The sequence below is a fragment of the Streptomyces sp. NPDC107498 genome, from assembly GCF_055582805.1.
The window spans coordinates 49,496-72,177 of the sequence record NZ_JBVJPE010000028.1 but is presented as its reverse complement, the minus strand read 5'-3'; the positions used below and the strand labels follow the sequence as shown (position 1 = coordinate 72,177).

At 68.7% G+C, this 22,682-nt stretch carries 18 protein-coding genes and 2 pseudogenes; 9 read left to right on the top strand and 11 right to left on the bottom strand.

What is annotated here, in order from left to right; translation table 11 throughout:
- Window positions 1–36: 36 nt before the first annotated feature.
- The 3 genes from ACZ66Z_RS32970 (at window position 37) to ACZ66Z_RS32960 (ending at window position 3,436) form a co-directional block, all read left to right on the top strand.
- Window positions 37–1,170, top strand: a complete 1,134-nt coding sequence (locus tag ACZ66Z_RS32970) for an ABC transporter permease (RefSeq protein WP_469939325.1) — start codon at window positions 37–39, stop codon at window positions 1,168–1,170.
- Between the two features lie 116 nt (window positions 1,171–1,286).
- Window positions 1,287–1,952 (top strand): response regulator transcription factor, encoded by a 666-nt coding sequence (locus ACZ66Z_RS32965; RefSeq protein ID WP_469939323.1) that lies wholly within the window; start codon window positions 1,287–1,289, stop codon window positions 1,950–1,952.
- Window positions 1,949–3,436 carry a sensor histidine kinase gene (locus ACZ66Z_RS32960; protein WP_469939322.1) on the top strand — a complete coding sequence of 496 codons (1,488 nt, stop codon included), beginning with the start codon at window positions 1,949–1,951 and terminating at the stop codon, window positions 3,434–3,436. Before ACZ66Z_RS32965 ends, ACZ66Z_RS32960 begins: the two co-directional genes overlap by 4 nt.
- A 303-nt stretch (window positions 3,437–3,739) precedes the next feature.
- On the opposite strand, the gene ACZ66Z_RS32955 is transcribed toward ACZ66Z_RS32960, so the two are convergent.
- Window positions 3,740–4,534: a TetR/AcrR family transcriptional regulator gene (locus tag ACZ66Z_RS32955; RefSeq protein WP_469939320.1), complete on the bottom strand. Its 795-nt coding sequence runs from the start codon at window positions 4,532–4,534 to the stop codon at window positions 3,740–3,742.
- Window positions 4,535–4,700: 166 nt separating this feature from the next.
- On the opposite strand from ACZ66Z_RS32955, the gene ACZ66Z_RS32950 reads away from it, so the two are divergent.
- Together ACZ66Z_RS32950 and ACZ66Z_RS32945 are read left to right on the top strand one after the other, a co-directional pair.
- Window positions 4,701–5,906 (top strand): serine hydrolase domain-containing protein, encoded by a 1,206-nt coding sequence (locus ACZ66Z_RS32950; RefSeq protein ID WP_469939319.1) that lies wholly within the window; start codon window positions 4,701–4,703, stop codon window positions 5,904–5,906.
- Window positions 5,907–6,382: 476 nt separating this feature from the next.
- Window positions 6,383–7,381, top strand: a complete 999-nt coding sequence (locus tag ACZ66Z_RS32945; protein ID WP_469939317.1) for an ABC transporter permease — start codon at window positions 6,383–6,385, stop codon at window positions 7,379–7,381.
- 389 nt (window positions 7,382–7,770) lie between these two features.
- On the opposite strand, the gene ACZ66Z_RS32940 is transcribed toward ACZ66Z_RS32945, so the two are convergent.
- The 10 genes and pseudogenes from ACZ66Z_RS32940 to ACZ66Z_RS32895 form a co-directional block, all read right to left on the bottom strand.
- The gene (locus ACZ66Z_RS32940) at window positions 7,771–8,721 is read right to left on the bottom strand and encodes a sugar kinase (RefSeq protein ID WP_469939315.1); all 951 of its coding nucleotides are present in this window, start codon (window positions 8,719–8,721) and stop codon (window positions 7,771–7,773) included.
- Window positions 8,718–9,380 carry a bifunctional 4-hydroxy-2-oxoglutarate aldolase/2-dehydro-3-deoxy-phosphogluconate aldolase gene (locus tag ACZ66Z_RS32935; RefSeq protein ID WP_469939313.1) on the bottom strand — a complete coding sequence of 221 codons (663 nt, stop codon included), beginning with the start codon at window positions 9,378–9,380 and terminating at the stop codon, window positions 8,718–8,720. The genes ACZ66Z_RS32940 and ACZ66Z_RS32935 overlap by 4 nt, the downstream gene beginning before the upstream one ends.
- Window positions 9,377–11,512: an ABC transporter ATP-binding protein gene (locus ACZ66Z_RS32930; RefSeq protein ID WP_469939311.1), complete on the bottom strand. Its 2,136-nt coding sequence runs from the start codon at window positions 11,510–11,512 to the stop codon at window positions 9,377–9,379. The genes ACZ66Z_RS32935 and ACZ66Z_RS32930 overlap by 4 nt, the downstream gene beginning before the upstream one ends.
- Window positions 11,509–12,300 (bottom strand): SDR family NAD(P)-dependent oxidoreductase, encoded by a 792-nt coding sequence (locus ACZ66Z_RS32925; protein ID WP_469939338.1) that lies wholly within the window; start codon window positions 12,298–12,300, stop codon window positions 11,509–11,511. Before ACZ66Z_RS32925 ends, ACZ66Z_RS32930 begins: the two co-directional genes overlap by 4 nt.
- Window positions 12,301–12,338: 38 nt before the next feature.
- Window positions 12,339–13,235 (bottom strand): SMP-30/gluconolactonase/LRE family protein, encoded by an 897-nt coding sequence (locus tag ACZ66Z_RS32920; protein ID WP_469939310.1) that lies wholly within the window; start codon window positions 13,233–13,235, stop codon window positions 12,339–12,341.
- Complete coding sequence (locus ACZ66Z_RS32915; RefSeq protein WP_469939308.1) at window positions 13,232–14,146, bottom strand: ABC transporter permease; 915 nt, start codon at window positions 14,144–14,146, stop codon at window positions 13,232–13,234. Before ACZ66Z_RS32915 ends, ACZ66Z_RS32920 begins: the two co-directional genes overlap by 4 nt.
- Window position 14,147: 1 nt before the next feature.
- Entirely contained in the window at window positions 14,148–15,101 is a 954-nt protein-coding gene (locus ACZ66Z_RS32910; protein ID WP_469939307.1) for an ABC transporter permease, read from the bottom strand.
- Window positions 15,102–15,111: 10 nt separating this feature from the next.
- Window positions 15,112–16,692, bottom strand: coding sequence for an ABC transporter substrate-binding protein (locus tag ACZ66Z_RS32905; protein ID WP_469939306.1), 1,581 nt, complete (start codon window positions 16,690–16,692; stop codon window positions 15,112–15,114).
- Entirely contained in the window at window positions 16,689–17,807 is a 1,119-nt protein-coding gene (locus ACZ66Z_RS32900; RefSeq protein WP_469939305.1) for a mandelate racemase/muconate lactonizing enzyme family protein, read from the bottom strand. Before ACZ66Z_RS32900 ends, ACZ66Z_RS32905 begins: the two co-directional genes overlap by 4 nt.
- A gap of 282 nt (window positions 17,808–18,089) precedes the next feature.
- A pseudogene (locus ACZ66Z_RS32895) lies at window positions 18,090–19,027 on the bottom strand (IS3 family transposase); the annotation flags it as partial.
- Window positions 19,028–19,445: 418 nt separating this feature from the next.
- On the opposite strand from ACZ66Z_RS32895, the gene ACZ66Z_RS32890 reads away from it, so the two are divergent.
- The 4 genes and pseudogenes from ACZ66Z_RS32890 to ACZ66Z_RS32875 all read left to right on the top strand — a co-directional run bounded on the left by ACZ66Z_RS32890 (window position 19,446) and on the right by ACZ66Z_RS32875 (window position 22,504).
- Entirely contained in the window at window positions 19,446–20,654 is a 1,209-nt protein-coding gene (locus ACZ66Z_RS32890) for an ROK family transcriptional regulator (protein ID WP_469939303.1), read from the top strand.
- A 21-nt stretch (window positions 20,655–20,675) separates the two neighbouring features.
- A pseudogene (locus tag ACZ66Z_RS32885) lies at window positions 20,676–21,509 on the top strand (IS5 family transposase).
- Window positions 21,510–21,698: 189 nt separating this feature from the next.
- Entirely contained in the window at window positions 21,699–22,040 is a 342-nt protein-coding gene (locus ACZ66Z_RS32880; protein ID WP_469939301.1) for a YidH family protein, read from the top strand.
- Window positions 22,037–22,504 (top strand): DUF202 domain-containing protein, encoded by a 468-nt coding sequence (locus ACZ66Z_RS32875; RefSeq protein WP_469939300.1) that lies wholly within the window; start codon window positions 22,037–22,039, stop codon window positions 22,502–22,504. Before ACZ66Z_RS32880 ends, ACZ66Z_RS32875 begins: the two co-directional genes overlap by 4 nt.
- Window positions 22,505–22,682 lie beyond the last annotated feature (178 nt).

Here is a 22,682-nt window from a genome sequence, read left to right as displayed (position 1 = left end):
CGCACCGGAGACCTTCTTCGACTCGGTGCCGGAGGCTTGCGGAGCCGCCCACTGCGCGCGGCCCTGTCAGCTGCCGGCATCGCCATCGGCATCGCGGCGATGATCTCTGTTCTCGGGATCTCAGCCTCCAGTCAGGCGAACCTGGACGCGCGACTGGACAGGCTGGGCACCAATCTCTTGACGGTGGAGCCCGGTCTCGACCCTGAGACGGGTCTACCCGGCCAGCTTCCCGCGACCACCGTACGGACCATCGCGCGTGTCGACGGGGTCGAGACCGCGAGCGGTACGGGCAAGTTGGAGGACGTCCAGGCCTACCGGAACGCTCGGGTCGACCCGGCGGAATCGAACGCACTGACGGTGCTCGCCACCGACCCGGATCTCCTGCGAACGCTGGAGGCGAAGCTCGCCCGCGGAGCGTGGCTGGACCGCGCCCCCCTCGGGTATCCGACGGCCGTCCTCGGCAGGTACACGGCGGACCGGCTCGGCATCACGGCCCCAGGGGAACGCGTCTGGATCGGCGACCAGTACTTCACCGTCCTCGGGGTCCTCGACGAAGTGCCGCTGGCTCCCGAGATCGACACCTCCGTACTCGTCAACAACGACGCTGCCGCGCGCTACTTCGACTACGACGGCCGCCCCACCAAGGTCTACGAGCGTTCCCCGGACGCACAGGTCGCCTCCGTACGGTCGATGCTTCCGCGAGCGGCTTCTCCGGAGAATCCCCAATCCGTCACCGTCAGCCGGCCTTCGGACGCGCTGAAGGCGCGTGAGGCGGCTGAGGAGTCCTTCACCGGCCTGCTCGTCGGACTGGGAGCCGTCGCCCTGCTGGTGGGTGGCATCGGTGTGGCCAACACGATGGTCATCGCGGTGGTGGAACGCCGTGGGGAAATCGGCCTGCGACGCGCTATCGGCGCGGCGCGGCACCACATATCCAAGCAGTTCCTCATGGAAGCACTGCTGCTGTCCTGCCTCGGCGGCCTCGCCGGAACGGCCATTGGCGCCGCTCTGAGCACCGGTTATGCTCTGAGCAAGGGCTGGCCCGTCGCGATCCCGCTTCCCGCTCTGAGCGCAGGAGTCGCCGCGACAGTCCTGATCGGCGCGGTCGCCGGGCTGTACCCGGCCATGCGCGCCGCCCGCATTCCGCCGACGGTGGCTCTCGCCGCGCCCTAGCGCGCGTGCTCGTCCCCCATCCGCGAACGGGGCGGGACGAGGACACCGAGTCGGACAAGTCACGTCCCCCACTCACGCGCGCCCGCTCCGGCGCCCCGGCTAGGAAGGAGCAGCACATGCGCGTGCTGATCGTGGAAGACGAGCCCTTCATGGCGCAGGCCCTGGTGAACGGTCTCCGCCGGGAAGCCATCGCCGCTGATCACGCGGCTGACGGGCGGATGGCCCTGGAGCAGATCGCCCTGCACGACTACGACGTCGTAGTGCTGGACCGCGATCTTCCCGAGGTCCACGGGGACGAGGTGTGCCGGCACATCACGGAGCAGCACAGCTCGATGCGCGTCCTCATGCTCACTGCTGCGGCCTCTCTCGACGACCGGGTCGACGGGTTGCGTCTGGGAGCGGACGACTACCTGCCCAAGCCGTTCGACTTCCCCGAGCTCGTCGCACGTCTCCACGCTCTGCACCGCCGGTCGGGCGCACCGCCACCGCCCGTTCTGAGGTGGTGCGGACTGCGTCTCGACCCCTTTCGTCGAGAGGCGTACCGGGAAGACCGGTATCTGCGGCTGACCCGGAAGGAATTCGCCGTCCTGCACGTCCTGATGACGGCACAGGGCGGAGTGGTGAGCGCCGAGAGCTTGCTGGAAAAGGCGTGGGACCAGCACGCGGACCCGTTCACCCAGGCAGTGCGCGTCACCGTGTCGACACTGCGCCGCAAGCTGGGTGGACCGCCCGTGCTCCACACCCGTTCCGGCGCCGGGTACTTCCTCGGTGCGAAACAGTGATCGGCCATGAGCGCCGCCCTCGGCTGACCCTCCGCGCTCGACTCACGCTGACCTACGGTGCCTTGTTCGGCGCGTCGGGCGCGGCCATGGCCGTCCTCCTCTACCTGTTCATGAACTTCGGCCCAAGCTACGCGCCGGCCTTGGACCAGACCCCCGTACTGACGCCGTCCAGCCTCGCTCCTTCAAAACCGGGCGTCTCTCCCACCCTCGGCACCGCGCGGGCCCCCGCGCACAGCCGAACCCCTGCCGTGGAACAAGGCGAAGGGCCGGGAAAGCCGGAAACCCCGCCGCCAGACGCCCCCGCAGAAGCCCACGGGGACGCCGCGGGGAACCCATCGGCCCGTCCCACACTGAGCGATCAAGGAGACGTCGCACGGAACCCCTCGGCTCGCCCTACACTGAGCGATCAAGGAAACCTCGACGAGGCGCAGCACTCCGGGCCGTCCACCGACGGCGTGCTGGCGTTCCAAGTGTCCACCAAGGCGGACTTCCTGCAGGTACTCCTGATCTTCAGCGCTGTCGTCTTCCTCGTCCTTCTGCTGGTGTCGGTGATCGTCGGCTGGTTCATCGCGGGTCGTATGCTGGCACCTCTGCAGAAGATCACCGCGACCGCCCGCGGCATCGCCGACTCCACCCTGCACGAACGAATCGCCCTGACCGGGCCGCAGGACGAGATCAGAGAGTTGGCCACCACCTTCAACGCCATGCTTCACCGCCTTCAGCGTGCCTTCGAAGCCCAGCGCCGATTCGCCGCGAATGCCTCGCACGAGCTGCGCACCCCCCTCGCCAGCATGCGCACCATCCTTCAGGTGGCTCTCGCCTCTCCGGACCCGGAAGATCTGCGCACAGCGGGAGCGCAACTTTTGCTCCTCAACAAGCGCTCCACCGACACCACTCAGGCGCTTCTGACCCTCGCCCGAGCCGATCATGGAGCTTTGACCCAGGAGCTGGTCGACCTGGGCGCCCTGGCCGAAGACTCGTGTACGCAGGCGCGGCCAAAGGCGCGTGCGGCCGGAGTGGAGCTGACCTGGCGTACGCGCTCCGCTGCGGTCCGCGGGGATCAGGTCCTGCTCCACCAACTGGTCGCCAACCTGGTGGACAACGCCATCAAGCACAACCGCCACGGCGGCACGGTGGCGGTCGTTGTGGACCGTGTCGTCGACCGCGTCTCGATCCAGGTGCGCAACTCCGGTCCCGTACTCGATCAGGAAGCGGTCGACCGAGCCTTCGAGCCCTTTCACCGCCTGGATGTGCGGAGCGAGGGCGCGCGCCCAGCGGGGTACGGCCTGGGCCTCACGATCGTCCGGTCCATCGTTCACGCGCACGCGGGCACGCTGGCGGCCACCCCCCTCGTCCCCGACGGCCTGCAGGTCCTGGTCGAATTGCCCTGCACAGGAGTCGACACCCCCGAGGCGCACGCGCCTGTTCGGAGCGGTTCGGCTGATGGGGTCGGCAGACGCGGCGCCGACCTTGACGTGGAGTAGTTCCGCGCTCGTTCAGCGAAAACGCGCGGGAGCGGCGCCGCGAGAAGCGGCGACCGCGGAGGTGGCCTTTTGGCCGGCGGTGCGCACACCCCCGCTCCACGCAGTGGAGGACCTCGGGCGGGCCCGCGCCCCCGACCCGCCGGCGTCGCAGGCCGGTTGCGGCAGAAACACCGTCGAGCATCAGAAGCCACGGCTGACGCCGATGCCTGCCTCTCTGCCTGGACGACCTGGCCCGCACAGGCCCAGGTCGTCCGGTGCATGTCCTCGAAGACCTGGTCATCGCGTCCAGCGCGGATCTGGTCGTCAGCCCCCCAGCGGTGGGATCGCGGCGGCGCGGAGGAAGGACTCCGTGAAGGTCTCGATGGCTTCCTCCAGGGGCGGGAGGCTCACCGAGTCGACCTGTTCGTAGACCGGTCCCAACAGGAAGTAGCTGAAGACGGGGCCCAGCATCTGTTGGACCAGCGGCGGAAGAGGCAGGTCGCGGAGACGGCCGGCCGCGATCTCGGAGGCGATCCACTCGGCGATATTTTCGAACATGCGACTGAGGGCTTTGTGGTAAACGGCCTGAGCCGCGGGATCGCCAGGACGGGCGAGGGCGTCGGCGATGATCGCGGGCAGGACGCGGGGCTCGCGGTGGAACGAGTCTGCCACGATGCGAAAAATCTCCCTGACGGTATCCTCCAGGTCCCGTTGCGGACCCGCCAGGATGGCGCCTACGTCGAGATCGGGACTGAACTGCTCGTACACCGCGGCCAGTAGGGAGTCCCGGCCTCCGAACGCGGCGTAGAGGCTGTGCACGGAGCAGTGCGCCCGATCGGCTACTCGCTCCAGAGTGACGCCCCCCAGTCCTTCGGCGCTGAGCAACCGGGCCGTGGCTTCGACGGCGCGTTCACGCACCGGCTTCTGCCCACCGGGGTCGACTCCGGCCTCGCGCACCGCCTCGTCGAGGGCCGTGCGGGTTCCTCCGAGCCGACGCAGCAGGGTGCTGCGCGAAATGCCCGCTTCCTCCGCCACGGCGAACAACGGGACCTCTGCCACGGAAACCCCTCGTTTCCGGGCGATGCGCAAGGCCGCCTCCACCACGTCTTCAGGGACCATCCGAGCGTCTCCGATCTGAAGTTTGACACGTGAATAAATGTTCAGTGTAATGAAGTTCCAAGGTGAGATCGCGGAGAGTGCGCCGAGCGCCGGCCAGATGGGTCACGACGTGCCCCGCGACGCGGTACTCCCCCCTGGTTCATTGTCACTGAAAGGCGTGATGCCTGTGTCTTCCCCCACCCCCGCACGCGAGAGCAACCGCTTCCCGGCCGACATGAAGCCTGCGGTCGTCATCCACGGCGAGATCGAGCCCGGATTCGAGCTCGTCCGTGACGCCTTCGAGGAGAACTTCCGCACCCGTGGCGAAGTGGGAGCCGCAGTCTGCGTGTACCAGGACGGGCGGAAGGTCGTGGACCTCTGGGGAGGTGTGGCCGACCCCGAGAGCGAGACGCCCTGGCACCGGGACACCATCGTGGGAATGATGTCGGTGGGCAAGGGCATGGCGGCCCTGTGCGTCCTCATGCTCGTCCACCGGGGCAAAATAGACCTGGACGAACCGGTCGCGTCCTACTGGCCCGAGTTCGCCCAGGCGGGCAAGGCCGAGATCACGGTACGGACGCTGCTGCAGGCGAAGGCGGCCCTGCTGTACGCCGACGCCGCGCCCGACGGCTCGGGCTTCGACTGGGACACCATGATCCGCGCTTTCGAGGTCCAGGCCCCTGAGTGGGAGCCGGGCACCAAGGGCGCCTACCACACGATGAGCGCCGGCTTCCTGCTCGGCGAGCTCGTCCGTCGCGTCGACGGGCGCCCCCTGGAGGTGTTCTTCGACGAGGAGGTCGCCGGCCCGCTGGGAGTCGACTACCGCTTCGGCCTTCGTCACGCGGACCTCCCTCGCACGGCCAAGATCAGCGCTCCTCTCGACCAGACGCTCATCGAGCAGATGACCACGCCGGGCACCGCGCTTCACCGGGCTTGGCGCATCCGTCCCCGGCCCGCAGACCTTCGGGCGAATCCGAGCAACGACCCTGACTACCTGATGGCCCGCTTTCCCTCGGCCAACGGGCAGGGCAACGCGCGGGCCGTCGCGCGTGTCTACGCGGCGCTCGCCGAGTCGGGGGAGCTGGACGGCGTCGAGCTTCTCTCTCCCGAACTGATCGACCAAGCCCGTACCCCGAGCTGGGAGGACGTCTGCCCGATGACGGGCGCCTACACGCGGTACGGGGTGGGGTTCGTCCTTCCGGACGAGACGACGATCCCCTGGCCCGGCCGGAAGGCCTTCGGTCACCCGGGCCTCGGCGGCGCACTGGGCATAGCCGACCCGGAGGCGCGCCTCGCCTTCGCCTACAGCCCGAACCACCTGGACAACGGCATGGGACTCGGAGAGCGCTGCACCGCCCTCATCGACGCGCTCTGGAGTGGCCGGGCTCGGTGACACGGCGGCTCCTTCCGCCCGGGCGTTTCCCGGGCGGAAGGAGCCGGCCTCTCCCGCCCGGGGAACGCCCTCGGCTCGAGCTCCGATCCGGCAGGCTTCGCGCGGATTCCGCAGGCAGGCGCACGTCCTCCCCCTCCCCGGGACGCGTACGGCCGTCGTGCGTGCCGCGTCACACCTGCCCGCACCCCTCACGACTTTGAGGCCCCGGTCAGGCGCGCGGCGCCCGCCCAGGAGCGCGTATGCGCGGCCTGCCGGGCAACGGCGCGACGTGAGCCGATGCCGACCCCCCGGCACCCCTTGAGCTCCAGGTTTCGCGTACTCACCACTCACTCTTAGGTCCGCTCATGTCTCCCATCCCGCCGCTGCAGAAGACCCCTTCGTCGTCGGCCTTCGAACCGCCGAGCCGGTCACGCGAAAACCGCGGCAGCCCCCGGGCACCGCGGCCCCGGACCACAGGGCTGCTCAGGGCCGTACTGATGCCTTTGGTCACCGTCATAGCCACCGGCACCGTGTTCGTGAGCGTCTACCTCGCGGCCTTCCACGCTCCGACACCCCATGGACTTCCGGTGGCCGTCGTCGGATCCCCGCAGGAGATACGGCAGATCGCTGAAGACTTGGAGAGGAGCGTCGCAGGCGGCTTCGAGGTGCGGCGTTTCGACACCGAGGAAGCGGCACGGGACGCGCTGGAAGACCGCACGGTCTACGCGGCCTACGTCACCGGCCCGGGAAACACCGCCGACCTGCTCTACGCGGGGGCCAACGGCCCATCGGTGACCGCGACGGCCGGCGACGCGTTCGCCGACGTCGCCTCAGTCCGAGGCGAGGAGCTGCGACGAAAAGACATCCTGCCTGCGCCCGCTGGGGACACCCGCAGCATGTCGGTCTTCTACGCCTCCTTCGGCATCGTTCTCTCAGGATTCCTCTTCGGCACAGCCACGTATCAGGCCGCCCCAGCGCTGAAGTTCCGCTGGCGCATGGCCAGCCTGGGCATCTTCGGCGCCGTGGCGGGAATCATGGTCGCCCTGCTCGCCGGAAGCCTCGGCTTCGACGCCCTTCCCGGCCCGTTCCTGGGAATCGTGGGAATCGTGGCGCTTCTCGGAATAGCCGTCGGTGGAGCGACGATGGCGCTCACCCGGCTCTTCGGCCCCGCTCTGGGGACTCCCGTCGCCTCGGTGCTCCTGCTCACACTGGGCAACAGCACCAGCGGCGGCAGCATGCCGCCGGAGTACCTGCCCACATGGCTCAGTCCCCTTTCGGACGTGCTGCCGGTGGGCGCGGCAGTCCGCGCGCTTCAAGGGCTGTCCCACTTCCAGTCGGACGGCCTCGCGCCGGGCCTCGTGAACTTGGCCGCGTGGATCGCGGTCTGCGTGACCCTCGTCTACGTACGAGAAGCACGATCCGGGACTGCGGCTCGGAGGGCTTGGCGCAGAGGGTGGCGATTCCGCACCAGACCAAAGACCACGCTCAGGCACTGAACCTTTTCCATCCCGCCTCTGAAGGGCTATAAGGCCTGGTCAGCTGGGGTGGTGACGTGGCAGAGCCCCCGGTCGCTGGCGGTGTTGATTCCACTCGACACTGCCGACGGCTCGGGGGGCTCTGTTGGTTCCGTATCCTTCCACGCCCGACCAGCTCTCGTGCGAGACGTCGGACGCGGCACGATACGGGACCAAGCGAGGCTCCTCGGACGATGCGTGCTGCGTAGAGAACACCACCGCAACGACCAGGAGCCTCGTCGCGTTGCGCACCCCTGCTGACCTGCCGTTTCACCCCACAGAGACAGGATGGAAACGGCTCACTGATCCGTGTTCACGATGTGGAGGCAAGAGCGTCAGCGTGAGGAGGGAAGGTTCAGTAGATACGGAACTCATCGCCGAATGTCTTCTCCCTCTTCTAGAAAGCATTCCAGGTCGGCGCGGGTAGGCAGCCCTTCCCAGTCACCCTCGCAGGCAATGCCGAGGGCGGCGGTGGCCGCACCGGTGGCGAGGGCCTCGGCGAATCCACGGCCCCGCGTCAGGTCGGCCAGCACGCCGGCGACGAACGAGTCACCCGCGCCGACGGGGTCGACGACGGTGACGGGGAAAGCTGGTTGGACGAACGTTTCGTCGTTCAGCCGCGCAGTCACCCCGAGCGCGCCCCGTTTAAGGACGGCGGCACCCGGAGTCAGCGCCGCGAGGGCGGCCAGCGCGTCCTCGTCCCTGTCGAAGCTCCGGCCGACGAGCAGGGCCGTCTCCTCGCGCGTGGCGAAGACGACTGCCGAGGCAGCGGTCAGCCGCCGAAGCACTGGAACGGCCTCGTACGCGTCCCAGAGACTCGACCGGTAATTGACATCGAAACTCAGCGGGACTCCACATGCGGCCGCGACGGCCGCGGCGTCGAGCGCGGCTTCCCGGGCGGAGACCGAGAGGGCGGGGGTGATGCCCGACAGATGGACGTAGCGGGCTTTGCCCACGTCCTCTTCGCGGACCTGGTCCGAACGCAACCGCGAGCCGGCCAGTCCACGGCGGTAGTACGTGACGCGGGTGAGGCCTGCCATGCGCCGCTCCTTGAGCATGAGGCCGGTGGGTACGTCGCTGTGCATGTGAGCCCGTACGTCGACGCCCTCGCCTCGCAACCGGTCGCGGATCAGGGCGCCGAACTCGTCGTCGCCGAGAGCTCCCACCCACTGCGCGGTGCCCCCCAACCGGCTGACTCCGATGGCGACGGTGCTCTCGGCCCCGGCGATGCCGACATCCAGGCTCTGGGCTGATCTCAGCGGGCCGGTGAACGACGCGCGCAGGACCGCCATGGTCTCCCCGTAGGTCAGGACGTCCGTCACCGCAGGGTTTCCTTCCACTGTCGTGCCCGGATCCTCAGTTCGTCGGTGCGACCGGTCTCCAGGCTGTCGCCGAGCAGCGGGCCGCCGACCCCAACACCGACCGCACCCGCGTCCAGCCAAGCACGGGCCGCGTCTAGCGTGATGCCACCGGTCGGCACGAGCTGCAGGTCCGGCAATGGCGCCAGGACCTGGCGGGCGAAGTCGGGCGAGAGGAGGCCCGCCGGGAAGAGTTTCACGTACGCCGCCCCGGCCCTGCGGCACGCGAGTGCCTCGGTGGGGGTGAAGACGCCAGGGAGGACAGGTATGTCGTGGGCGGCCGCGTACTCGACGACATCGAGGCAGACGGCGGGGCAGACGAGGAACTGTGCTCCGGCATCCACCGCCCGGCGGGCGCTGTTCGCGTCGAGCACGGTGCCTGCTCCGATCTGCGCGATCGGCAGGCGCTTGCGCGCGGCGCCTATGGCGCCGAGGGCGCCTTGGGTGGTCAGCGGCATCTCCAGAACGTCCAGGCCTTCGGTGGCCAGAGTCTCAGCCGCCGTGACGAGATGTCGGGGGGTATCGGCTCGGAGGATCCCTACGACGCGACTTCTCCTCAGAGCCTTGTCGAATCGCTCGGAGTTCGAGAGGGCGTCCGTCGGTCGGGCGGGGACGTGCGTCATGGAGTGTCTCCTTCAGCCGTGCCAGTAGCGGCGGCCGCACCGAAACGGGTCAGTTCTCCGGGAAAGTGGCAGGCGGCGCCGTGGGCGCCCGCAGCCAGGACGGGCGGGGTGGTGCGGCACACCGAGCGGTCGGAATTGACCAGCGGCCCGATCGGACAGCGGGTGTGGAAGCGGCACCCGGAAGGAGGAGCCAGCGGGCTGGGAAGGTCACCACTCAGGACGATGCGTTCGCGGACCCGTTCAGTGACGGGGTCCGGTTCGGGGACCGCGCTCAGGAGCCCGGCGGTATAAGGGTGCTGCGGTCGCGAAACAACCGCTTCCGCGGGTCCGATCTCAACGATCTGCCCCAGGTACATCACGGCGATGCGGTGCGACATGTGTCGTACGGTCGCCAGGTCGTGGCCGATGAACAGATAAGCCAGGCCGAGCCGCCGTTGCAGGTCCTGCAACAGGTTGACAACCTGGGCCTGGAGCGAAACGTCCAGGGCCGAGACGGCCTCGTCGCAGACCAGCAGCCGCGGTTCGACGGCAAGGGCGCGCGCGATGACGACCCGCTGGCGTTGTCCGCCCGAAAACTCGTGGGGATAGCGAAAGGCGACGGACTGGTCCAGCCCTACCAGGTCGAGGAGTTCACCGACCCGTTTCCGCGCGGCCTGCCCGGTGGCGAGGGAGTGGACCTCCAGAGGCTCGCGCAGGGCCTGTCCGATTGTCATGCGGGGGTTGAGGGAGGACATGGGGTCCTGGAAGACCAGTTGCACGTTGCGACGGAACCACGCCCGGTCCTCGCGGCCGGCCCGGGCAAGGTCTCGTCCGTCAAAGACGATCCGGCCCTCGGTCGGCGGATGGATGCCCATGAGCGCCTTGCCCAGGGTCGACTTGCCGCAGCCCGACTCGCCCACCAGACCGACGGTCTCGCCGGCGGCGATGGACAGTGAGACCCGGTCCACGGCACTCACCTCGGTGGTGGCGCGGCGCAGCAGTCCCTTGCGGCGGTCCACGGGGAACCGCTTTGTCACGTCGACGAGCTGGAGGAGAGCCGGAGCGTCCGGTGCGTCTGACAGGCCGCCCTCGGTGACGGTTCCTGCGGCGTCGGCGGTCGGACCGGCAGGGAGGACACCGGTATCGGCGGACCGCCAGCACGACCATGCGCGGTCGCCCTTGACCGCGAGAGGCGGGCGTTCCGCGTGGCATCGCTCGTCCGCGAGGTCACAGCGCGGGGCGAAGGAGCAGCCGGGGATCGGTGCGATCAGGTTCGGTGGACGACCCGGGATCGCCTCCAAGCGGACGTCGTCAGCCGTTGCGAGGCGGGGGGTGGCGCGCAGCAGCGCGCGCGTGTACGGGTGACGGGGTGAGGCGAAGATGTCGTCGGCCGTTCCCTGTTCCACGATGCGCCCGCCGTACATCACCGCCACCCGTCGGCACAGCCTGGCGACGACACCGAGGTTGTGGGTGATGAGGACGACGGCCGTCCCCAGGTCTCTGTTCAGTTCGGCCAGCAGGTCGAGGATCTGGGCCTGGATGGTGACGTCGAGCGCCGTGGTCGGTTCATCGGCGATGATGACGTCGGGTTCGTTGGCCAGCGCCATGGCGATCATGACGCGTTGCCGCATGCCGCCCGAGAAGGTGTGGGGGTAGTCGGCGAGTCGTGCCTCGGGGTCGGGGATCCCGACGCGGGCCATCAGCTCGACCGCCCGGTCGGCCGCCCGCGCGGCGGTGAACTTGCCATGGCTGAGCATGGCTTCGACGAGCTGGTCCCGCACTCGCATGACCGGGTCCAGTGAGGACATCGGGTCCTGGAAGACCATGCCGATGCCGCCGCCGCGAACCGCTCGCATCTGCTTCTCTTCGAGGTCCAGCAGTTCACGTCCGTGGTAGCGGACCGAACCGCCGATGATTCGGCCGGGCTTGCGCACCATGCGCAGCAGAGAGGCGGCGGTCACGGACTTGCCCGAGCCTGACTCCCCGACGAGCGCCATGGTCTCGCCGCGGGCGATGTCGAAGCTGATGCCGTCGACGGCGCGGACGATGCCGGCTTCCGTGGTGAAGTGTGTGGCGAGGTCCCGCACCGACAGCACCGGTTCCGGCGCGTCAGAAGGACGGACACCCGCCTGTGGGTCGGTGAGCAGGGTCATCGTTCAACCTCCGGCAGTCGGGTGAGGACTCCGCCGTCGACGGGCAGGGTCACACCGGTTATGTAGGACGCGTCGTCCGAGAGCAGGAAGCGGACCGCAGCCGCCACCTCCTCGGGAAAAGCCGGACGGCGCAAGGGATAGGTCGCCGTGATCGCGTGCAATGTGTCGGGGTCGGACCACAGCGCTTTGTTGCGTTCTACGGCGACGAAGCCGGGAGCGACGCAGTTGACACGGATTCCGGCGGGTCCCCACTCCAGCGCCGCCGTGCGTGCGAAGGCCGACAAGGCGCTCTTGGCCGCCGCATACGCGCCGAAGCCGGGCAGGGAGGCGTGGGAGTGGACGGAACCGACAAGGACGATCGAGCCGGGCCGGCCGGCCAGCGCGGTGACGGTCCGGCGACACAGCCGCACTGCCGCGTGCAGGGTCACCTCGAACGTGGTGGTCCACCCCTCCACGGTGCCCTCCAGCAGCGGAGCGCGTTCCTCGGTGAAGGCGCTGTGGACCAGGCCTCCTAGGACGGCGGTGTCGTTCGCCGCCTTCACGAGGCGGTCGGGTGCGTCGGCGTCCGTCAGGTCGAGCTGAACGCCGATCCACGGTCCCGCGCCGGGAGCGAGCGGTGTGACCCGCAGGACGGCGGGGTCAAGGTCGGCGGCGACGACGGTGGCGCCGGAGCGGCGCAACATGTCACCGACGGCCCGCCCGATCCCGCGTGCGGCGCCCGTTACGATGACGGACCTACCGGTGAACCGGTGGAGGTGTTCGGCCGGGACTGCGTCGTCCGCAGGCATCGTCCGTGGCACGTGTTCCGTGCTGCCGGTGGGGGAAGTCATGGTGCTCCTTCGTCGTTCCAAAGGGCCCGGTGGCATGGCGTCCCGCTGACGCCCGCATCCACGGTGAGGAGGGCTCCGGCGAGCGGTTGCCGTGCTCTCTGGGCGGTAGTCAGGGGGCGGACGGCCGAGGTGACGTACAGCCGGTCCAGCCCGGTGCCGCCGAAGGCACAAGCCGTGGGGTGGGAGACAGGGAGGGGGACGCGACCGACGAGCCGGCCGTCCGGGGCGTACCGGGCGACTGCCCCGCCCCCGAACAACGCCACCCACACGTGGTCCTCGGCGTCGACGGTCAGGCCGTCGGGCACGCCCTCCTCAGGGGGGACGGAGATGGTCTTCCGTGGCGGGCCGAGCACGCCGTCGGCGACGTCGTACGCGTAGCCGGTGATCGTCCGGGCTCGGCTGTCGGCGAACCACAGCGTGTCGCCGTCGGCATTCCAGGCGAGCCCGTTGGCCAGGCCGACTCCGTGCAGCGCGGCGGCCGGTTCGGCCCCCGGACCTACTCGCAGCAGTTCACCGGTGACGGGGGAGTCGGCGGTCCAGCCCATGGTGCCGACCCAGAGCCTGCCTTGCGGGTCGCAGCCCGAGTCGTTGCACCGGGACCCCTCCGCAGCGAGCCCCCCGGCGACGCGGCGCAACCCTTCGGCCGCGAGGCGGTACAGGTGCGGGCCGAGGGTGACGAGAAGGCCGCCCCGCTGGGTCAGCACCACGGAGGTCAGCGGCGACGGAGTCGGGTAGCGGGTCGTTTCGCCGGTGATCGGATCGGTGGAGAGCAGGATGCCGCCCCACAAGTCGACCCAGTGCAACAGGCCGGCCCTGTCGTCCCAACGGGGGCTCTCCCCGAGCTGGGCCCGCTCCTCTCCGAGGACGTTGATGGTGATTTCCGCGGTGTTCATCGTCGTAGGAGCCCCTTGCCCAGGCCGTCGGCGATGAGCTGGAACCCGAAGACCAGGAGCGTGACGACTGCCATAGGGCCGAGTGCGTAGGCGGGGTTCTGCTCCAGGAACGCGATGCTGGTGCGCAGTAGCGAGCCAAGTGAGGGGTCGGGCGGCCTGACGCCGATACCTACGAAACTCATGGCGCCTTCGATGAAGACCGCGAGGGACAGGCTGAGCGCCGACTGCACCACCAGGCCGTCGAGGATGTTGGGCATGACGTGGCGCAGCAGCACTCTGTGGGAGGGCACTCCGAGCACCTCGGCTGCGGTGACGTAGTCGCGGTTGCGCTGGCCGAGCACCGCGGTGCGGGTGATTCGGCCGAACAGCGGGACGTTGACCAGCGTGACGGTGATGACGACCGCGCTCATACCGGGCCCGGTGATGGCCGCCACGGTGACGCCCATGACGAGGGCGGTGAAGGCCAGCATCACGTCGAAGCACCGCTGGATGATGGAATCGAGACGCCTGTTCATGCCGCTGGCCAGTCCGAGGGCGGTGCCGAGCACGGCACCGGCGGGCACGGCGAGGAGGGCGACGACGGCGTCCTGACGCAGCCCGTAGAGCATGCGGGCCCACAGATCGCGGCCGAACTCGTCGGTTCCCAGGAGGTGTTGGCCACTGGGACCCTGCAAGGCGTCCGAGGTCTGCAGAAGCGGATCGTGGCCGCCGAGCAGGGGCGCCAGTACACCGGCGCCCAGCAGGCCCAGGGTGATGATCAGGCCGGCGACGGTCTGCCGGGAGCGGGGAAGACGGGTGAGGACCGTCTTCGCGCCGCGTCCGGCCCGTTGGGGTGCCGCAGGGCCGCCTGACGTCGGCTTCTCGCTGAGACCGGGGGCTTCGTCGGTTCCGGCATTGAGGTCCGTGGCCATCTCAGGCCTCCCATCGGACGCGTGGGTCGAGCAGGGCGTGTACGAGATCCGTCAGGATCTGACAGACGATGAAGACCGCCACGGCCAGCAGCAGGAGGTCCTGGACCAGGAGGTAGTCCCGGTTCAGCACTCCTTGGAGGAGGAGCTGACCGATGCCGGGCCAGGCGAAGATCGCCTCGACGACGATGGCGCCTCCGAGCATCTGACCGATCTGGATGCCCATGACCGTCACGACGGGGGGCAGGGAGTTGGGCAGGACGTGCCGCCTGGTGTTGCGGGCGGAGGTGAGTCCCTTGGCGACGCCGGTGCGGATGAAGTCCTCGTCCATGACGTTGCGCATCGAGGCGGCGAGGAACCGGGCCAGGACGGCGGCGGTGGGGAGGGCCAGGCAGAGCGCCGGCATGACGATGTACTGCACGGCGACGTCCGGCGCTGACCAGAACGAACCCTCGTACTGGCCGCTGGCGGGCAGGACCCTGAACGTCACGGCGAACAGCAGGACGAGCAGGACGCCGCTGACGTAGGTCGGTACGGCGAAGGCCAGTGAGGTCAGGGCGTCGACCACCGAGCGGACCACCCGGTTGCCGCCGCCTGCGAGCACCACTCCGGCCGCACCGCCGAGGAGCAGGGCCAGGAGGACGGCCGCGCCGGTGAGGGCGAGCGTCCCCTGCAGCCCGTTCCCGATCAGGGAACCGATGGGAGCGCTGAGCACATAGCTGTGGCCGAGGTCCCCGGTGAGTAGGCCCTTCATCCAGAGCCAGTACTGGACCGGTATCGACTGGTCCAGTCCGAGGTTGGACCGTACGGCGGCGATGGTGCTCTCGCTGGCGTCCGGCCCGGCGACCAGCACCGCTGGATCGCCGGGCGCGAGACGCAGGAGGAAGAACACCACCACTGAGGCGAGGAGCAGTACGAGCAGAGCCGGTGGCACCCGGCGCAGTGTGTAGGACAGCATGGTGGTCCACTCAGGCCAGGTAGGCGTCGTCGAGATTGACGTAATCGAACATGTTGTAGGACAGCCCCGCCACCTTCGACGTGACGGTGAAGGTGTGGGCGCTGACCACCAGGTCGATGATGAACTGCTCTTGAAGGAGGAAGTCGTTCAGCTCCGCGTACACCTTGCGCTGTTCGTCGGGCCGCGTCGTCGTCCAGAGGCGTTCGGCGAGGGCCTTGTAGGCGGCGTTGTCGAAGCGCGCGGCGTTCTTGTCGGCATTGAAGGGGAAGGAACCCTTGACCAGCGTGGCCGGGGTGATCTGTCCGAACCCGTGGTTGTTGACGAAGAGGCCCGGCAGTTCCCCGGCCGTGAGCTTGGCCTGGAAGTCCGGTCCCTGCAGCGGCACGGCCCGCACCTTCAGCCCGGCGGCCTTGAGGTCGAAGGCGACGATCTCGGCGATGGCGGCGTTGGTGGGGAGCCCGGCATTGTAGGCGATGTCGAGCTGCTCGCCCACGGCCCCCGCCCGGGTGAGAAGTGCCTTCGCCTTGGCGACGTCGTGGCGGTAGGTCGCGGCCTTGCCGCTGTCGAAAGCGGCTGACGCGGGCGACCAGGGCAGCGAACTGGTGGTGCCGATGTTGCCGAGGACCTGGGAGAGGATGCGTTCGCGGTCGACCGCCCAGGCGATGGCCTGCCGCACCCTGCGGTCGTCGAGCGGGGCGACGGTGGTGTTGGTGCCGAGGTAGAACGCTGAATCGTTGGTGTCGGCCGTGATGACCTGGAACCCTCTGTCGTTCCTGATGCCGGCGGCGTCCAGGGGCGCCAGGTCGAGGGCCAGGTGGGACTGGCCGCTGCGCAGGGAGGAGAGCATGGACTGCGACTGCCGCACGATGGAGATCTCGACCGCGTCGAGATAGGGCCGGTTCTCTTTCCAGTACTTCGCGTTGCGGGCGAGCTTCAGACTGGATCCCGGCGCGTAGGAGACCACGGTGAAGGGGCCCGTGCCGACGAAGGTCCCGGAGGCGATCTTGGAAGCCGTCTCCTTGTCCAGAATGACCATGATCTCCAGCAGGTCGAAGACGTTGGCCACGGCCTTCGAGAACGTCAGCCGCACGCTCATGGCGCTGGTCTTCTCGGCCTTTTTCAGCGCCTTGGCCACGTGCTTCAGCTGGCTGGGAACCTCTTCCCTGCGGATGTAGTCGAGGGTGAACAGGACATCGTCTGCTGTGAAGGCCCTTCCACTGTGGAAGGTCACTCCCTCGCGAAGGTGGAGGTCGAGGGTGCGGCCGTCGCTGCTGACGGTCCAGTGGGTGGCCAGCGAGGGCTTCGGTTCGAGGGTTCGGTGGTCGTACTCGGTCAGGGTGTTGTACACCAGGCGCAGGAACGCCAGGTTGACGTTGTTCTGCGCGAGAACGCTGGTGGGGGCAATATCGGCGGCCTGCACGATGCGCAGAGTCCCGCCGCGGGTCGCCGCCCCGGAACCGCTCGTGGACGCCTTGGTGCCGGCCCCGTCGACGGCGGAGCGGCATCCTGTGAGGAACAGGGCGCCGACACCGATTCCGCCGAGAAGCGTACGGCGGCTGAGCTGCGCGGCCGTGATGTGATCTGCCTTCACTGGGTCTCCTTCAGAGTGGTTGACCAGACGCGTGTGACCGCAGGGTGGGTGACATCGAGATCCGCTCCGATGCCCGGAGCTTCACCGAGGTGCAGGTGGCCGTCGACGACTCGTTCGGCGCCGCGGAGGACATCGGATCGCCAGGGAACTTCACCGAAGGCGTATTCAAGAAGGCTGGCCTGGGGCATGGCAGCCATCAGATGGCCGGCTGCCAGAGTGGCTACTGGCCCAGAAGGATTATGAGGTGAAATCTCAACTCCTGGGAATGTATGTCCCATCATCTGGGCACGCAACACTCCTCCGATGTGCTTGACATCCGGCATCAGCACGTCTACGAGCCCTCTGTGAACGGCTTCGGTCGCCTCATGGGGGTCGAACAGCATCTCCCCGCCGGCGATCTTGGCCCCAGTGGAATCCCGGAGGGCCTTGAGACGGTCGTGGGCGTGGAGGGGCACGACGTCCTCCAGCCAGTCCACGCGCAACGCCTCCAGCCGCGGAAGGACGCGGAGGACTTCCTGCCAGGTCAGGCGCTCATGGAAGTCGGCGAACACGGCGACGCCCTCGCCGACCTCTTCCCGGACCGCCCGCAGCCTGTTCACGCCCGTGTCGGGTAGGTCCTCGCCGGGCGCTGGCACGTCGAAGGGGGCGCATTTCACGGTGGCGAAGCCGGCCGCCACAGCTCGCTTTGCCGCCTGCGCCACGTCCAGGGGCGCCCGGCCTCCGGGTACGCGATTGACGTTGGCGTACAGAGGGACGGGCCCGGGGGGCTCGGCGCCCAGCCAGCGGAACAGGGGAATTCCGGTCCGGCGTGCGGCGAGGTCGACGAGCGCCTGCCCCACGCCGCCCAGCACGGTGGCCGCTGTGTGCGCATAGCCGCCGTGCATGGTCCGGACACGGACGGCCAGCTCGTCCAGGACCTTATCGCGTTCACCGATCAGGTCCCGGCCGCCCAGTAGGCGCGCCACGACACGGAGCTCTTGCATCAAGGATGCCGCAGGACCGCCGTCGGAACACTCTCCCAGCGCCGTGACGGTGCCGGTTTCCAGGGCGATCAGCCACCACGACGTCCGCTCGCTCACCGCCACGCGGTACAGGTGGAGGGCTGCTTGACTCATGCACGATCCTCACCTCGAAGTAAATTTCAGGTGGAAAAATAATGGGGTGGCGGTCGATGGATGGGCAAGACCTGGTGGCGTGTTTTTTTCGCCCAGAAATAAACCAGCCCCCTCTTGCCGCCGGAGGCGAGGGACGTGCGCGGCCGTAGATGGCGCCCTCGAATGATCACCGTTGATGGATCATCGCGTCGTGATGTGTCGCCGTGAACCGTCCGATGCCGAGGGGGGAGTTCGTCCGGCCGTTGCTGCCCGTGTCGTTGCGGGGGGCGGAAGCGGCTGGGCGAAGGCGACCGCGTTGTACCGGGCGCCCCTGTCGATGTGGAGAACGACGCCGTTCACCCGGCTGCCGCGGGCGGTCACGGCCCTCTCGATTGCGTCGGTGACCAGCGAGGTGCGCATATGGTCGGCGATCGACCAGCCCGCCATCCGGCGCGAGCAGATGTCGATCACCGTGGCCAGGTACAGCCAGGTCGTGCCGACGGCTATGTAGGTGACGTCGCCGCACCACCTGGTGTTCAGGGCGTCCGCGGTGAAGTCGCGCATCACCAGGTCCGGCGCGGGCTGCGCGGTTCCGTCCGCGATCGTCGTCCGCTTCTTCCGCAGGCGTCGGCCGACGATGTGGCTGACCCGCATCAGCCGGGTCACGCGCTTGCGGTTGATCCGCCGCCCCTCGCCCGCAGCTCGGCATGGACGCACGGGGCACCATCCGCGCCATCGTGCTCGGCGCGGATGGCGCGGATCTCGCTCGTGGTCCGCTTCTCCTCGGCCTGGCGCTCGGCGCGGGCCTGCCCGGTGGTCGGACGGCGGTAGTGGCCGGCGCGGGACGCCCCGAACACCCGGAAGATCCGCTTGATACCGAAGTCCGCACGTCTGCCGGAGATGAAGTCCCGGCGGCAGGGCTCACTTCACCTCCCGGGCGAAATGCGCGGACGCCCGGCGCAGGATCTCGCGCTGGAGGTGCCCCTCCTTCTCGGCCTTCAGCAGCCGGGCGTTCTCCGCCCTCAGCCGAGCCGGCTCATCCGCCTCGCCGCCCGTGTCACGGCATCCGGGCACGACCTCGGCCTCGGCCTTGGGCACCCGCGTTCGCGACGACTCCACGACTCCGCAGCGATGCCCAGATCCGCGGCCACGGCCGCGCAGGTCCGCTTCCCGGCCGCGGCTCGGTAGAGCGCGACCGCGTCCTTCCTGAACTCCTCCGGATGTGGAGACTCGCGTCCCACTGGACATCCCTTCCTGAATCATCAAGATCCATTGTCGGGATGTCCACTCCAAGGAATCGGCCTCACCTCGCTCGTCACGCCGCTCCTGCCATCGCCCGATCAGTGACCACACCGAACAAGCTCCTTGATCGGCTCACATGCGCGGGGTGCGGTGCCGCGCTTATCGCCGAGGGCGAGCCCACGGGTGGTGTCGGCCCGGTTCTCGCCTGCCGAGTTTCCCGTGGCGTGTGCAGGACGGAGGCGGATCGGATGCGGCAACCGGGCCCTCCCGGGATAATCACCCGCACACCGCCCAGGATGACCCTAAAATTACTGGGTGTAATTTAGTTGGACCAGGTTCGGTGGCTTTCGCGCCGAACCCGCCTCGTACGGACTGCAGAGCCCAGGGGCGGTGGGATCCGAGGGGATGGAAAGAAAGATGGTTAACGGCAGCGGCGGTGCCGCGACCTCGCTGGACGCGGCGCGCCGCAATGTGGCCTCTATCGTGGCGACCCTTCTCGACCGCGGCTCGATGCCGCGTACTCGGATCGCCCAGCTGACGGGTCTTTCTCCCGCCGCCGTCACCCGCCTGACCGGTCGGCTCCTCACGACTGGTCTGCTGCGCGAGTTGCCCTCGGTACTGGGTCCCTCCGACTCCGGCCGCCCCCGTGTCCCGATCGAACTCGCCTCCGACGCAAGGCTGTCGGTGGGCGTCCATGTCGGCCTCCTGCGCACCGAGATCGGTTTGGTGAACCTGCGCAGCGAGGTTCTGGACCGGGTCACGCTTGAGCACGTGTCGACCACCCCGGAGGACATTGTCGATCAGGCGGCCGAGGGCTTGACGGCAATGCTTTCCAAGCGCGACGGCGGACGCAGCATCCTCGGTGTCGGCGCCACCATAGGAGGACGGGTCGACACGCGGGCGGGCGTGGTGGTGGAGCACGCCTCACTGGGTTGGAAGGACGTGCCCTTCCGTCGGATGCTCGAAGAGCGCCTGCCCGGTCCCGTGCTGTGTGACAACATCGTGCGTGGCCTCGCGCTGGCCGAGACCCGTTTCGGTGCGGCTGTCGGGGCGCGATCCGTCGTCGAGCTCTTCGTCGGCAACGTCGTCGGCGCAGCTCTGATCATCAAGGGTGAGGTGCACCATGGCCCAGGCTCGGCCGCGGGCTGGCTCACGCACCTTCCCGTGCAGGGCGCCCGCGGCACGCTTTGTGACGGCTGCGGGAGGCGCGGCTGTGTACAGAGCGTGGTGAGCGACGCCGCTCTGCTCCGAAAGGCAAACGATTTCGGCCTGCTGCAATCTTCCGCCCGCCTGGAGAATTTGGTGGAACTCAGCCGCGGGGGAGACAAGGAGGCCTCCCGGCTGCTGCGGGAACGCTCCCGCCGCGTCGGACAGATCGCCGCCCTTCTGCTGGACATCATCAACCCGGAGCTGCTCGTACTGGCGGGCGGTCCGCTGGCGACGCCCGAGTTCCTTCCCGTCACTCAGCGTGAACTGGAGCGTTGGAGTAGCCACGGCTCCGCCGCAGGCTCCCGTCTGGTCCCCTCTCTGCTGGGGGGTCATTCGCTGATCAGCGCTTCGGCGACCGTATTCCTCGACGACTATTACGCCGACCCGCTCGCCTACGAGGAGGCCCTCGCCGACTGAGGCCGTGTCCTATGTGGTGAGGTGGTCGTTGACGGTCGTCATGGGGGTACGTGGAGTTGGATTGTTCCGGACGGGTTGTGGGAGATCGCGAAGCCGCTGATCCCGCCGCCCAGGGTGCGTCCGCAGGGCAATGGGACGCCGGACACCCCTGATGAGACGCTGTTCGCCGCGATCATCTACGTGCTGGTCAGCGGATGCGCCTGGCGGGCCCTGCCGCCGTGTTTCGGGCGTCTCGAAGTCCACGGCCCATCGCCGGTTCCTGATCTGGTCGCGGGCCGGGGTGTGGGGCCGGCTGCACGAGGAGATCCTGCACCGCCTCGACGACGACGGCCTGCTCGACCCGTCCCGGGCGGTCCTCGACTCCGCCCGCGTCAGGGCGAAAAAGGGGGCGGACTCACCGGTCCGAGCCCCGTGGACCGGGGCAAGCCGGGTTCCACGATGCACGTCCTGTCGGACGCGAACGGACTGCCCCTCCTCGTCGGCCTCTCCGCGGCCCACACCCACGACAGCCAGGCCCTGAAGTCCATGATCACGGGTCTCCAAACGAGACACGACCCTCACCGCGGCCGCCGCTTCAAACCTCAGCGTCTGCATGCCGACAAGGCCTGCGACAGCCCTGGACTGCGGAAATGGCTCCGCGGCAAACGCATCGGCGTCCGCATCGCCCGCAAGGGCATCGAGTCCAGCGGACGACTCGGCCGCCGCAGGTGGGTGATCGAGCGGACCATGTCCTGGCTGACCGGCTACCGCCGGCTCAACCACCGCTACGAGCACAGCCCCTGCAACTACCCGGCCTTCCTCGGCCTCGCCGCAGCCGTCTGCTGCTACAAGCGACTCCTCCGCCTCACCACATAAGACACGGCCTCGGTCGGCGCGTTGGGAAGAGGCCTCTTTACAGCCTTCGCATGAACGGTTAAATTCCAGCCAGCAACTTACCTGGGCCGCATGGCTCCGGGACTCTGATAAGCCCCTTCGACGGTCACACCGGCATCCGCTGCCCAGCCGCGGTCGGCTATCCGGTGCCGCCGGTCATCGGACAAGAAGGTGAGCACCATCGAGCTTGAGACCAACCGCGAGCCGGACTATCGGTTCACCCTCGCGAACGAACGGACTTTCCTGGCCTGGATCCGGACGTCGTTCGGCCTCATGGCAGGGGGTGTCGCCCTCGACCAACTGGTCGAACCATCAACCACGCATACCGTGATCGCAATGGGTTGCCTGGCGATCGCGACCACCCTGGCCGCCGGAGCTTACGTCCAATGGAGCCGCGCTCAGGCAGCCATCCGTGAGGATCGGCCCCTCCCGAACTCGTTGCTCATCCCCTTGCTCGCCGGGGGCAGCACGGCCGTCGCCGTGATTGCGGCCGTCTCAGTGGTCCTGTCATGACCGTCACCTCTTCGAAGACGTCCGATGCCGGCCTCCAAGCTGAGCGAACCGCACTCTCCTGGCGGCGGACCACGTTGACGGTCGGCGCGGTGGCGGCAGTCGAAATTCGTGATGCGGCTCGGCAACCCGGCCTCGTCGCCGCAGTGCCAGCGGTGGCCGTCGCAGGCGCCCTGGTCATCATCGCGAGCATCGCCTACCGTCGTGGCCACGCGCTGCGCCGGGGGCGTCACCCCGTTGCGAACAGACCCGCGCGAGTGGTGGCCGCCACGACGCTGGCCGTCACGATCACCGCGAGCGTGACCACCACGTTGACGGCGGTCCTCTGGCACCCCGTACACCACCTGCCGGTATCGGTGCATGACCCGCCTCGGACGCAGGCGGGCCCGCCGAGGTCGAAGCCAGGCTGTCCGCCGGCCCCGCGCTTCAGGCGGTCACTCCGCATCACCGATGTCAAGCAACCGTAGCGTCCGGGAGCATCTTCCGATTGCCGGATGGCTTCACCGCAGTTCGCTTCCTCAGACACCGCAGCTTCGACAGAACTCCGCTGCGGCGGCGAGTCGGGAGCCGGCATCCGGCCCTCCCGGCGCGGGTAACCACAACAACCCACACCCCCTGGACCGACCCCCGAAAGATGAAGGAGGA

What these genes read in the sequence shown, in the direction of transcription:
- ACZ66Z_RS32930 (WP_469939311.1), bottom strand. Translation starts at nt 11,512, where the DNA reads ATGACCCTGCTCACCGACCCACAGGCGGGTGTCCGTCCTTCTGACGCG.
- ACZ66Z_RS32965 (WP_469939323.1), top strand. Translation starts at nt 1,287, where the DNA reads ATGCGCGTGCTGATCGTGGAAGACGAGCCCTTCATGGCGCAGGCCCTG.
- ACZ66Z_RS32955 (WP_469939320.1), bottom strand. Translation starts at nt 4,534, where the DNA reads ATGGTCCCTGAAGACGTGGTGGAGGCGGCCTTGCGCATCGCCCGGAAA.
- ACZ66Z_RS32900 (WP_469939305.1), bottom strand. Translation starts at nt 17,807, where the DNA reads ATGAGTCAAGCAGCCCTCCACCTGTACCGCGTGGCGGTGAGCGAGCGG.
- ACZ66Z_RS32935 (WP_469939313.1), bottom strand. Translation starts at nt 9,380, where the DNA reads ATGACGCACGTCCCCGCCCGACCGACGGACGCCCTCTCGAACTCCGAG.
- ACZ66Z_RS32875 (WP_469939300.1), top strand. Translation starts at nt 22,037, where the DNA reads ATGACCGTCACCTCTTCGAAGACGTCCGATGCCGGCCTCCAAGCTGAG.
- ACZ66Z_RS32920 (WP_469939310.1), bottom strand. Translation starts at nt 13,235, where the DNA reads ATGAACACCGCGGAAATCACCATCAACGTCCTCGGAGAGGAGCGGGCC.
- ACZ66Z_RS32890 (WP_469939303.1), top strand. Translation starts at nt 19,446, where the DNA reads ATGGTTAACGGCAGCGGCGGTGCCGCGACCTCGCTGGACGCGGCGCGC.
- ACZ66Z_RS32910 (WP_469939307.1), bottom strand. Translation starts at nt 15,101, where the DNA reads ATGCTGTCCTACACACTGCGCCGGGTGCCACCGGCTCTGCTCGTACTG.
- ACZ66Z_RS32945 (WP_469939317.1), top strand. Translation starts at nt 6,383, where the DNA reads ATGCCTTTGGTCACCGTCATAGCCACCGGCACCGTGTTCGTGAGCGTC.
- ACZ66Z_RS32915 (WP_469939308.1), bottom strand. Translation starts at nt 14,146, where the DNA reads ATGGCCACGGACCTCAATGCCGGAACCGACGAAGCCCCCGGTCTCAGC.
- ACZ66Z_RS32925 (WP_469939338.1), bottom strand. Translation starts at nt 12,300, where the DNA reads ATGCCTGCGGACGACGCAGTCCCGGCCGAACACCTCCACCGGTTCACC.